This window comes from Kerstersia sp. (assembly GCF_052103615.1).
Lineage (GTDB): Bacteria > Pseudomonadota > Gammaproteobacteria > Burkholderiales > Burkholderiaceae_B > Kerstersia.
The window spans coordinates 25,377-37,272 of the sequence record NZ_JBQEKA010000008.1; the positions used below are offsets into that span (position 1 = coordinate 25,377).

An 11,896-nucleotide genomic window follows, 5' to 3' on the forward strand; every position below is an offset into this window, starting at 1 on the left:
CTGTGCGTTCGGCACACGCTCGATGAAACCGCGGGCTTCCAGGCGTTTGAGCCTGTGAGTCATCGTGCCCGACGTCACCATCAAGGAAAAAAACAGCTCGGTCGGGCTGAGCCGGTAGGGCTGGCCGGCGCGCCGCAAAGTGGCCAGCATGTCGAATTCCCAGAGCGCCAGCCCGAACTCAGCCAGCGCGGCTTCCAGCGGCGGCTCCAGCAACGCCGCGCAACGCTTGATGCGCCCGATCGGCCCCATGGGCCTGGCGTCCAGCTCCGGGCGTTCACGCTGCCATTGGGCCAGAATGGCATCCACGGAGTCTGCTGGCCTGCGATGATAGGCATTGCTCATTTATCTTGACTTCAAGGTAATTGATAGACACAATGATTTTATCTTGAACTGAAGATAAAATCATGAGTCGCTCTCCTTCCTCCCGCCAATGGCGCGATATCCTGCTGACTGCGCTGGGCCCCACGATCTGGGGTTCGACCTATATCGTGACGTCCGAAATCCTGCCACCGGGCCTGCCCTTTACCGCGGCGCTCATCCGGGTGCTGCCTGCCGGCATCCTGTTGCTGCTGTTCACGCGCTGCCTGCCCGCCCGCCAGGACTGGGGGAAGCTCATCGTGCTGAGCGCGTTGAATATCGGCGTGTTCCAGGCCTTTCTGTTCGTGGCGGCTTATCGTCTGCCCGGTGGCCTGGCTGCCGTGCTGGGCGCCATCCAGCCTCTGCTGATCATGCTGCTGAGCTGGTCCATTGACGGCCGCTCGCCCTTGCGCAACACCCTCTGGGCGGCCATCGCGGGCGTGCTGGGCATGGCCATCCTGCTGCTATCGCCCCAAACAGTCTTTGAACCCATAGGCATTGCTGCCGCGCTGCTGGGCGCCGCCGCCATGGCCAGCGGCGTCTGGCTGACCCACCGCTGGAAACTGCAAATGCCGGTGCTGGCGCTGACGGGCTGGCAACTGCTGATCGGCGGCTTGATGCTGGCCCCTGTCGTCTGGCTGTTCGAACCGCCGCTGCCTGCGCTGACACTCACGCAATGGTCGGCCTATGCCTATCTCTGCCTAGCGGGCGCAATGCTGGCCTACGCTCTCTGGTTCCGCGGCGTCGCCCGGCTGCCTACCGTGGCCGTGGCATCCCTGGGCCTGCTCAGCCCCCTGACCGCCGTGGTGCTGGGGTGGGTCTTGCTCTCGCAATCCGTGACCGGCCCGGCCCTCCTGGGCCTGGCCATCGTCCTGGCCAGCGTCTTTGCCGTCCAGTGGACTGCCGCCCGCCCGCGCTAATGCCTCTCCTGGCCCGGCGGCGCTGGCCGGCGGGCCAGGGCCGGCCAGCGCCGCCCTGCCCAAGCGCTCATTTCCGCAGCATTCCCCATCCCGCGACACTGGCTATCACGCAAGCCAGCATCGCCAGCGCCATGCCTAGCGGCTGGCCATAGATCCAGGGAACGCACCAGCCGCTCACCGCCGAAAACCCCGCCATCTGAAAAAATCCCAGAAAGGAAGCCGCCAACCCGGCACGCCTGGGCGCGTGGGCCAGTATCCGCAGCGTCAACGCAGGCATGGCCATCGCCAGGCCCCCAGTAAAAACAGCGGGCAACAGCACCGCCCAAGGCAATGCGGGGGTTGGGCATACAAACAGGTACACCGTGTTCGCCAAGCAACTGCCAAGCATCAGCAGATAGGCGCAGCCTAGGGTCTTGCTGTCATCCCAGCGGGCAGACAACGAGGCCGCCGCCAGCGCCCCTGCCATGGCGCCCGCCACCAGCGGCACGAAGAGGACGGCGAAGGCCGTCTCCGGCAGGTTCAGGGTATGCACGATGAAATCAGGGGCGCCGCCGATCAGGAAGGCCTGGCCCGCCACCAGCAAACTGGCCACCAGGGTCATGCCCATATAGCTTCGGTTGCGCAGCATCCGCCACATATCGCTGCCCAATTCGTGCCATGCCAGGGGCTGGCGCCTGGCTGCCGGCAACGTCTCCGGCAGGCGCATGCCGCACAGCAGCCAGGCGCCAAGCGCCAGCGCAGCCAACATCAGGAAAACCGCCCGCCAGCCATAGTGCGCAGTCAATTGGCCGCCGAATAGGGGCGCAAGCGCCGGCGACACATTGAATACCATGACGATATAGGACAGGGTGCGCCGGGCCACAGCCTCGTCATAGCAATCCCGCACGATGGCTTGGCCGACCACCAGCCCCGCGCCTGCTGACAAGCCTTGCAGCACACGGCCGGCCAAGAGCCAGCCCAGGCTGGGCGCCAGCGCCGCCGTCAATGATCCAGCGAGATACACGGCAAGGGAAGCGAGAATGACCGGGCGGCGGCCCCAAGCATCCGACAGCGTGCCATGCAAAAGCAGCATCGAAGCGTAGGCCAGCATATAAACGCCGAGGGTTTGCTGCACGGCCTCGGGGGGCACGCCAAATTCTCTTTCCAGGGCGCCGAAAGCAGGCAGATAGGCGTCTATCGTGGCAGGCGCAATGCAGGCCAACAGGCCCAGCATCAACACCATCTGTAAATAAGAAGGGGGAGAAGATCGGGACACAGCCTTTTGCATCTGAATGAAATGCCCGGCAACAGGGCGGAACCTTCATCGTGACGCAAAGCGCCGCCATCCGGCTATGCCAAATGTCTGGAAACCTTTGTGCAATGACGAAACAGGCCCGCGCCGCGCAGCACAGCACCGGCACCGGCACCGCAGGGTCAGTTCAACTCGCTGGGCGCAATGCCATAGCGTTGACGAAATGCCGTGGCGAAATTGGAGGCATGCCGGTAGCCCGCGAAATGCGCCGCTTGCTGCACACTCCAGCCCTGCGCCAGATAGCCGCGGGCCACTTCCAGCCGGCGCTCGCGCAGCCAGGCAAAAACCGGGCGCTGGTACACCGCCTGGAATTTGACGCGTAATGTGCTGGGACTCATGCAGGCCAAACCGGCCAATTCTGCTAGCGTGAAATCTTCGCCCGGCGCGTGATAAAGACGTTCGCGCACTCGCTCCAGCCGTTGCCGGTCTCGTGCCGAAATCCTTATCTTCCGCTCATCGGCCTGAGCGCCTCCCGCCAAGGCATGCGCCAGCACTTGCAGGCCCACCCCTTCCAGCAAGAGGCAGTGCATGGCGCCTTGCCACGCGCTTTCCGCCATCAGCTGCTCTATGGATTGCAGAAGATGGGCCGGTACCGCCCAGCGCTGCAAGCGCCCTCCGCCCGCGCTCATCACCTTGGCGGCTGCTTCTGCCAGCAGCGCATCCGCGGCGGCGTCAGAGGGATCGAACGAAATATTGAGACTGCGCAGCCGTTGCCCGGCAGGATGCAGCGCGGTCATGGCCATGGCATCGCCGCAGGCGATACTGGCGCCGCTTTGCGCCACGATAGCCTGCGCATCCTGCGCATCCTGCGCATCCAGCTGGGCCTGCGCACGGCCTTGCAGCATGACAATGGCGGAAAACTGCGGCGTTGCCGTGGCAGTCGCGGCGTACTGGCGGCGGGCAAAAATGTCCGACAGCACAAGCGTCAGCCCTGAGCGGATGCGGTGCTCCTGGACGCGGCCTTGCGCGATGCAAAGTTGCGCCATGCTCCGGCTGGAGCCCTCATGCTCAGGCAGGCCATAGCGGAATCCCGCGCGCCCGCCCAAGCCGTCAAAATCAGACAGGGTGAAGCTAACGCTAGAGGATGAAGATGCAGCAGTCATTGCCTGGCCAACAGAGATTTTCGCGGCTTAACCGCACGATGCTGGCTGCCCTGCGCAGGACAAACGGAACTGGCGGAACAGGCGAAAAAAGCGGAACAGGCAGGACAGGAGAACCGGCATGCCTGCCATTGTGACATGCCGTCCAAATATCAGAAAAGCTTGCGGGCCTCTGTCCGGCAGCCGCCTGCGCGGCTGCCGGGGTGGAGGGTTGGCTGGGCTGGACTTCAGGCCGCCTTGCGCAGTTCGCGCGCGGCGTCCACCATGGCTTCCAGCGCAGCGCGGGTTTCCGGCCAGGCACGCGTTTTCAGGCCGCAATCCGGGTTCACCCACAGGCGATCCTTGGGCAAACGGGCCGCTGCCTTCTTCATCAATTCCACCATCCACTGCACTTCCGGCACATTAGGCGAGTGGATGTCATACACACCAGGGCCGATATCGTTCGGATAGTGGAAGGTTTCGAAGGCTTCCAGCAGCTCCATGTTCGAGCGCGAGGTTTCGATGGTAATGACATCCGCATCCATGGCGGCAATGGAGTCAATAATGTCATTGAACTCCGAATAGCACATATGGGTATGGATCTGCGTGTCGTCCCGCACCCCCGCCACCGACAGGCGGAAACTGTCCACCGCCCAATCCAGGTAGGTATCCCAGTCGGCACGGCGCAACGGCAGGCCTTCGCGGATGGCCGGCTCGTCGATCTGGATGATGCGGATACCGGCCTGCTCCAGGTCCACGACTTCGTCGCGCAAAGCCAGGGCCAGTTGGCGGCAGGTATCTTCACGCGGCTGATCGTCACGCACAAAAGACCATTGCAGAATCGTGACCGGCCCGGTCAGCATGCCCTTGACCGGGCGCCCCGTCAGAGACTGGGCATAAGAAGACCAGCCTACCGTCATCGGCGCCAGGCGGGCGACGTCACCGAAAATAATGGGCGGTTTGACGCAACGGGAACCATAGCTCTGCACCCAGCCATTGCGGGTAAAGGCAAAACCGGCCAGCAATTCGCCAAAGTATTCCACCATGTCATTGCGTTCTGGCTCACCGTGCACCAGCACATCCAGGCCGACGTCTTCCTGGAAACGGATCACGGCTTCGATTTCCTTGCGGATGGCGGCTTCATAAGCAGCATCGGTCAGGGCGCCCGATTTCCAATCGCGGCGCAGCGCGCGGATTTCTGCCGTTTGCGGGAAAGAACCGATGGTTGTCGTCGGATAAGCCGGCAGTTTGAACAGCGCCTGCTGGGCCGCGATGCGCTGCGGGAACGGCGCGCGCTCACGCGAGACTTCCGCCACGGCCTGCAAGCGCCGCTCAACGGCCGGATTATGAATGCGGCGCGAACTGCTGCGGGCAGCCAGCGCCTGGCGCTGCACCTGCAGCGCCGCCTGTGTGGACGCATCCGCCGTGCCGCCGACCGCTGCCGCCAGCCACTTGAGTTCGTCCAGCTTTTGCACGGCAAACGACAGCCAGCTTTTCAGCTCGGCATCCAGCTCGGTTTCATGCGCCAGATCGACTGGCACATGCAGCAGCGAGCAAGACGGCGCCAGCCAGAGGCGCTCGCCCAGACGTTCCCGGGCAGGCGCCAGCAACGCGGCGGCGGCATCCAGATCGGTACGCCAGATATTGCGGCCATTGATGATGCCGGCCGACAAGACCTTGTCTGCGCCAAGGGCATGCAGGACAGCATCCAGCTGCGCCGGGGCGCGCACCAGATCAATATGCAGACCGGCAAGCGGCAAGGCTGCGGCCATCGCCAGATTGTCCTGCAACCCGCCAAAATAAGAGGCCAGCAACACCTTGGGGCCAACATGGCCCAGGCGGGCATACACCGTCTGGAACGCGTCGCGCCAGGTTTGCGGCAGATCCAGCGCCAGGATGGGCTCGTCGATCTGCACCCATTCCACGCCCTGCGCGGCCAAGCGAGCCAGCACATCGGCATAGACTGGCAGCAGCGACGGCAGCAGCGCCAGCTTGGCTTCATCGCCCGCGCCGCCAGCAAAGGCATCCCCCTTGCCCAGCCACAGCCAGGTCAGCGGCCCCGGAATCACCGGCTTGGCCTGATAGCCCAGCGCCTGCGCTTCAGCGACCTGCTCAAACAGGTAATCGCGGGCAATGCGGAAGGTCTGGCCCGGCGTCAATTCCGGAACAATGTAGTGATAGTTCGTATCGAACCACTTGGTCATTTCGCAGGCCGCGGCCGGCGTGCCTGAGGGCGCGCGGCCGCGGCCCATGCGAAACAGCGTGTCCAGATCCACATCCGCACCGGACGGATGACCGAAACGCGCAGGCACGGCGCCCAGCAGCGTGGTCCATTCCAGAATCTGGTCATACCAGGCGAAATCACCGACCGGCACCAGAGACACCCCTGCCTCAGCCTGCATACGCCAGTGCGCCGCGCGCAGCTGCGCCCCCGTGGCGATCAAGGCTGCCTGATCCTGCTTGCCCGCCCAATACGCTTCCACCGCCCGCTTGAGTTCCCGTTGAGCACCGATACGCGGGAAACCCAGATTATGAATTTTCGTCATTTATAAATACCCCTGTACAAATTATTTTCAAGACAAAGACATTTTGCTAGGGAATACAACAATGACAAAATCAAATATCACATCCATAAAATGAGATAAACTCATATAAGGCATGAACATGAGCAAAACTCATGAAAATACGTTTTCGGCTCACGCCGGAACGCCGGATGCCGGTTTTTCCCGGCCCTGGACGCCTTTTTGTATGCCTTCCTTTATTTAGAATTCTTATCCAACACGCAGACTTGCCAGCCGTTCAGCCCCCCACCGGATGCGCCTGCCCGCCAGCAACGGGCATCTTCCCGGCGGCATGCGCCCGGCCCGCATAGCCAAGCTGCCCTATTCAGACACCATGATAGAAATTCGCCACCTGGAAACCCTGTGCGCCATCCGCGATGGCGGCAGCCTGCTCGAAGCGGCCGAACGGCTCCATGTCACCCAATCCGCGCTCTCGCATCAGCTGCGCGAACTGGAAAGCCGCCTGGGTGTTTCCTTGCTGAACCGCCGCACGCGGCCAGCCCGGCTGACGACGGCGGGCTTGCGCCTGCTGGCGCTGGCCGACGACATCCTGCCCAAAGTGCGCACCGCGGAACGTGAAATCACACGCCTGGCTGCGGGCCGCACCGGCCGTCTGCACCTGGCCATTGAATGCCATTCCTGCTTCCAGTGGCTGATGCCTGCCATGGATGAATTCCGTGCCAAGTGGCCGGAAGTCGCCCTGGATTTATCGGCGGCCTTTTCCTTCGCGCCGCTGCCGGCCCTGCTGCGCGGCGATCTGGATCTTGTCGTGACCTCAGACCCGCAAGCCCTGGAAGCCGTCGCCTATGTGCCCCTGTTCCGCTATGAACTGGTGCTGGCCGTTTCCCAAAGCAGCCCGCTGGCCGAACATAGACATATCGAAGCAATCCATCTGGCCGACCAGACGCTCATCACCTATCCGGTAGAGCGCCAGCGCCTGGACGTCTTCACCGCCTTCCTGGATCCGCAGGATATTGAACCTGCCGCCATTCGCAAAGCGGAACTGACCCCCATCATTGCCCAGCTGGTTGCCAGCAACCGGGGTGTCGCCGCCCTGCCCAACTGGGCGCTGACGGAATATCTGAATCAAGGCTGGCTGCACATTGCCAAGCTGGGACGCCAAGGTGTCTGGCGGACGCTCTATGCCGCCGTGCGCGCAGAAGACGAACAGGCGCCCTATATGCAGGAATTCCTGAAAATTGCCCGGACGGTCTGCTTCAAGACACTGTCAGGCATTCATGAGGTCTAATCGGTCTAATCCGAAAAATCCTCAAACCCTTCCATGCCCTCGGGTTCGGACTGGCCACGCAGGGCAAGTTTGAGCACCTTGCCCACGACATGCCCGGCAAAGCCACGGGCAGCCAGGAAGCGGGCCTGGCGCGCATATTCCTTGGGCGTATCCGGCAAGGCCTTGCCTTCAAAACGCTTGCGCCAGACTTGCACGGCACGCTCGTATTCCGTCGCCCGCAAGTCCTCGGACAAGGTATCCAGCAATTCATCCGCCACGCCCTGGCGGCGCAGATCACCGATGATGCGGCGCTCCCCCTGGCGGGCGCTGCGCTGGTTCAGCTGGCTGCGCGCATAGCGCTCGTCGGAGAGCCAGCCTTCGCGCTGCAAGCCATCCAGCAATGCCGTCAGGGTTTCTTCATCCGGCGCATGCAGCGCGAGACGCCGGCTCAATTCCTTGCGGCTGTATTCCCGGCGGGATAACAGCCCCACGGCCCTGGCCTTGAGCGACGGCCCGCGCCTTGCTGCGCGGGCCTCAGGTGCCGCCGCTAGTTCCGGCGCTATTTCCGCCGCAGGTTTCGTATCAGCCGATACCGGGCCTGCGAAATCGGCGCCGCCCACCGCTGCGCCGGACTCGAAATCTTCATCCTCGTCCGGCTCTCTGTAGGCATCACCCAGCGTGGCGCGCTTGGGCGTCAGCGGGGGATTGTTGCGCCAGCTTGCGTTCACAGGCTTCAGTCAGCGATGCCGCCTTCCGCCTCACCCTTCTTGCCCGCCGGGGCTGCCGCTGACGCCGCCCGCAAGGAAATCCCCAGGCTTTCGCGTACCCGGTTTTCGATTTCCACGGCAGTATCCGCGTGTTCTTTCAGGTACTCGCGGACATTGTCCTTGCCCTGGCCGATGCGCGTGCCGCTATAGCTGTACCAGGCGCCAGACTTTTCAACGATACCGGCCTGCACGCCCAGGTCGATGATTTCCCCTTCGCGCGAAATGCCCGAACCATACATGATGTCGAACTCGGCCTGTTTGAAAGGCGGCGCCACCTTGTTCTTGACGACCTTGACGCGGGTTTCATTGCCCACGACCTCGTCGCCGCGCTTGATGGAACCGATACGGCGGATATCCAGACGGACGGAGGAATAGAACTTCAGCGCATTGCCGCCCGTGGTGGTTTCCGGGTTGCCGAACATCACGCCGATCTTCATGCGGATCTGGTTGATGAAGATCACCATGCAATTGGTGCGCTTGATGGTGGCAGTCAGCTTGCGCAGCGCCTGGCTCATCAGGCGGGCCTGCAAACCAGGCAGGGAATCGCCCATGTCGCCTTCGATTTCAGCCTTGGGCACCAGTGCCGCGACCGAGTCGATGACAATCAGATCCACCGAGCCTGAACGCACCAGGGCATCGGTAATTTCCAGCGCCTGCTCGCCGGTATCCGGCTGGGAAATCAGCAGGTCGGACAGGTTCACGCCCAGCTTGGACGCATATTGCACATCCAGCGCATGTTCAGCGTCGATGAAGGCGCAGGTGCCGCCGACCTTCTGCATTTCAGCGATGACCTGCAGGGTCAGCGTGGTCTTGCCCGAGGATTCCGGACCGTAGATTTCCACCACGCGGCCGCGCGGCAGGCCGCCGACGCCCAGGGCGATGTCCAGCCCCAGCGACCCCGTGGAGACCACCTGGATATCGTGCTCGACTTCGTTGTCGCCATAGCGCATGACGGAGCCTTTGCCGAACTGCTTTTCGATCTGCGACAGCGCGGCGGACAGCGCCTTGGCTTTTTCCGACGCGGCGGCCTTGCTGAGTTTGTCGTCCATGTATGAATCCTTAAGCTGAGTAGATGCCCGGAAGCTGACCGGAGCGCCGACAACCAGGTACCGTCGGCATTATGGCATCAGATTATACTGTACAAAAAACCAGCATGACAAATCCGCCACAGCCCGCCGCTGTCATCCGGCAGCCTTACTAACGATTTCTGACACTTGCCCGGGGCGGCATCGCGCCGGGCCATCACCTGCGGCACGGCGGGAAGAATTATTCAGGACGCTGTCAGACCAGAGAGACTAGACTGGCTTCCATGATGGCGGACACCGGTTCCCCCGCATGACAGGCACAGCCCCCCTGTGCCGCATGTCCGGTGCCGCTTCATCGCTGGCGCCGTGCCCCCGCGAGCAATTCGCACGACGCCGAGCGTTCCCCAACGGCCTGGTCCATGACCAGGCCGTTTTTTTGCCCCCGGCCATCTCACAGGCAAACCGCCGCCGATCCCCCCGTCTGTCGGGCCTGTATTAGAATGCCCACTTTTGCGAGCGCGCCATGTGGTTCAAGAATCTGAAACTCTATCGTCTGAATCCCAGCTGGAATCCCAGTGTGGACGAGCTGGACGAACAGCTGGCCACCCTGGCTTTCACCCCCGGCAACAGCTCGCAGCCGCAAACCCTGGGCTGGACGCCAGTCCGCGAAAATGGCCGTTTCGCCCATGCCATCGGTGATCAGATCCTGATCTCGCTGCGCACGGAAAAAAAGCTGCTGCCCAGCACCGTGGTCAATCAGGTTGCCAAAGAGCGTGCCGCCGATTTCGAAGCCCAGCAGGGCTACAAGCCTGGCCGCAAGCAAATGAAGGAACTGAAGGAGCGTATCTATGATGAATTGCTCCCGCGCGCCTTCAGCATCAGCCGTGACACGCTGATCTGGATAGACCGCAAGAACCGCTGGCTGGCCATAGACGCGGCGGCTTCCGCCAAGGCCGACGAGGCCCTGGGCCTGCTCGCCAAGACGCTCAGCCCCTTCCCCGCCGAACCGCTGTATGTGGAACAGTCCCCCGGCGCGGCCATGACGGGCTGGCTGGCCGAAGATGAAGCGCCTGCCGGTTTCACCATCGACCAGGACACCGAACTGCGTGCCGCCGGTGATGGCAAAGCCGCCGTGCGTTACGTCAAGCATGCCCCGGAACCTGAGGAGCTGCGCCGCCACATTGCCAGCGGCAAACAGTGCACGCGCCTGGCGCTGACCTGGGAAGACCGCGTGTCCTTCGTCCTGACCGATGCGCTGGACATCAAGCGCATTGCGCCGCTGGATGTGCTCGCGGAAAACAGCGAAGCCACCGGCCTGGCGGAAGATGAGCGTTTCGACACGGACATGACGCTGATGACGGGCGAACTGGCCAAGATGGTCGCCGCGCTGGTAGATGCCCTGGGCGGCGAAAAGAAATCCAGCTAAGCACGGTCAGGCCCTTCCTGCGGGCCTTGATCGCTGGCGGGCGCAGCCGTTATCACTGCGCCTGGTCCTGCCCTCCCCAGCCGCGCCGATTTGTCTGGCGGCGGCTTTGGGAGGATACTTGAAGCACGCGGCACCACCCACCGCTGCCCGCACGGGCCGACTTCAGCAAGGACACCTCCTGATATGGATCTCGCAGCAGCATTCTGCCAACGGCTGGCTATCGCTCACCCCATCATTCAGGCGCCCATGGCGGGCGTGGCCACCCCGGCACTCGCTGCGGCCGTCTCCAATGCCGGCGGCCTGGGTTCGCTGGGCATAGGCGCCAGCACCACCGAGCAGGCGCGGCAAATGATACGCGCCACGGCCAAGCTCACGCAGCACCCCTTCAACATCAATGTATTCAGTCACGCTCCCGCCCGCCGCGATGCCGAACGCGAAGCTGCCTGGCTGCGCCACCTGGCCCCGCTGTTCGCCCGTTTCGGCGGCCAGCCTCCTAGCCATCTCAAGGAAATCTATTTCAGTTTTCTGGGGGATGACAGCATCCTGGCCATGCTGCTGGAAGAGCGTCCTGCGGTCGTCAGTTTCCACTTCGGCCTGCCCGGCCCGGCTCAAGTCCAGGCGCTGCACGATGCCGGGATCTACCTCATGGCCAGCGCGACCAGCCTGGAAGAAGCCCGCCGCATCGAAGCCGCCGGGCTGGATGCCATTGTCGCGCAAGGCATAGAAGCGGGCGGCCACCGCGGCATGTTCGACCCGGAAGGGCCGGATGAAGCGCTGGGCACCCTGGCCTTGCTGCAAGGCCTGAGCGGCCAGGTCAAACTGCCGCTTGTTGCCGCTGGCGGCCTGATGAACGGCAGTGATATCCACGCCGCCCTGCAAGCCGGCGCCAGCGCTGCGCAACTCGGCACCGCTTTCATCCTCTGCCCGGAATCCTCGGCCAATGACGCCTACCGCCAGAATTTGCGCCAAGCCGCCGGCCGCGAAACCCGCCTGACCCCCGTCCTATCGGGACGGCCGGCTCGCGGCCTGCTCAATACCCTGATCCGCCACGGCGAAGCGCCCGGCAGTCCGCGCCCCGCAGACTACCCGCTGGCCTATGACGCCGCCAAGCAACTCAATGCGCTGGCCAGCGCCCAGGGCGAAACCGGCTACGCGGCGCAATGGGCCGGACAAGGCTTCGCGCAAGCGCGGGAGCTGCCCGCCGCGGACATGCTGCGCACCCTGGCTGAAGAACTGGCGGCA

10 protein-coding genes are annotated in these 11,896 nt (G+C 63.4%); 4 read left to right on the forward strand and 6 right to left on the reverse strand.

Going from position 1 to position 11,896, the window contains the following annotated elements:
- Positions 1-342, reverse strand: a 342-nt coding sequence (locus ACTJGZ_RS03855; RefSeq protein WP_441661629.1) for a MarR family winged helix-turn-helix transcriptional regulator, incomplete at its 3' end; no start/stop codon positions are given.
- A gap of 62 nt (positions 343-404) precedes the next feature.
- Between ACTJGZ_RS03855 and ACTJGZ_RS03860 the strand changes: the two genes are divergently transcribed.
- On the forward strand, positions 405-1,277 hold the full coding sequence (locus ACTJGZ_RS03860) for an EamA family transporter (protein ID WP_441661630.1): 873 nt from the start codon (positions 405-407) through the stop codon (positions 1,275-1,277).
- A gap of 67 nt (positions 1,278-1,344) precedes the next feature.
- Here the strand turns inward: ACTJGZ_RS03860 and ACTJGZ_RS03865 are convergent, their stop codons facing one another.
- The 3 genes from ACTJGZ_RS03865 to metE all read right to left on the reverse strand — a co-directional run bounded on the left by ACTJGZ_RS03865 (position 1,345) and on the right by metE (position 6,193).
- On the reverse strand, positions 1,345-2,532 hold the full coding sequence (locus ACTJGZ_RS03865; protein WP_441661631.1) for a multidrug effflux MFS transporter: 1,188 nt from the start codon (positions 2,530-2,532) through the stop codon (positions 1,345-1,347).
- Between the two features lie 158 nt (positions 2,533-2,690).
- Positions 2,691-3,671, reverse strand: coding sequence for a helix-turn-helix transcriptional regulator (locus tag ACTJGZ_RS03870; RefSeq protein WP_441661632.1), 981 nt, complete (start codon positions 3,669-3,671; stop codon positions 2,691-2,693).
- 224 nt (positions 3,672-3,895) lie between these two features.
- Entirely contained in the window at positions 3,896-6,193 is a 2,298-nt protein-coding gene (metE, locus tag ACTJGZ_RS03875; RefSeq protein ID WP_441661633.1) for a 5-methyltetrahydropteroyltriglutamate--homocysteine S-methyltransferase, read from the reverse strand.
- A 349-nt stretch (positions 6,194-6,542) separates the two neighbouring features.
- Here metE and ACTJGZ_RS03880 point away from each other — a divergent pair, with 349 nt between their 5' ends.
- Positions 6,543-7,457 carry a LysR substrate-binding domain-containing protein gene (locus tag ACTJGZ_RS03880; RefSeq protein WP_441661634.1) on the forward strand — a complete coding sequence of 305 codons (915 nt, stop codon included), beginning with the start codon at positions 6,543-6,545 and terminating at the stop codon, positions 7,455-7,457.
- Positions 7,458-7,462: 5 nt separating this feature from the next.
- Here the strand turns inward: ACTJGZ_RS03880 and recX are convergent, their stop codons facing one another.
- Both recX and recA read right to left on the reverse strand, forming a co-directional pair.
- A complete protein-coding gene (gene recX / locus ACTJGZ_RS03885; protein ID WP_441661635.1) occupies positions 7,463-8,164 on the reverse strand; it encodes a recombination regulator RecX in 702 nt (233 codons plus the stop codon).
- A gap of 5 nt (positions 8,165-8,169) precedes the next feature.
- Positions 8,170-9,252, reverse strand: coding sequence for a recombinase RecA (gene recA / locus ACTJGZ_RS03890; protein ID WP_441661636.1), 1,083 nt, complete (start codon positions 9,250-9,252; stop codon positions 8,170-8,172).
- Between the two features lie 499 nt (positions 9,253-9,751).
- On the opposite strand from recA, the gene ACTJGZ_RS03895 reads away from it, so the two are divergent.
- Both ACTJGZ_RS03895 and ACTJGZ_RS03900 read left to right on the forward strand, forming a co-directional pair.
- Positions 9,752-10,654, forward strand: a complete 903-nt coding sequence (locus ACTJGZ_RS03895) for a recombination-associated protein RdgC (RefSeq protein WP_441661637.1) — start codon at positions 9,752-9,754, stop codon at positions 10,652-10,654.
- 183 nt (positions 10,655-10,837) lie between these two features.
- Positions 10,838-11,896: NAD(P)H-dependent flavin oxidoreductase (locus tag ACTJGZ_RS03900; protein ID WP_441661638.1), on the forward strand; the 1,059-nt coding region annotated here is incomplete at its 3' end.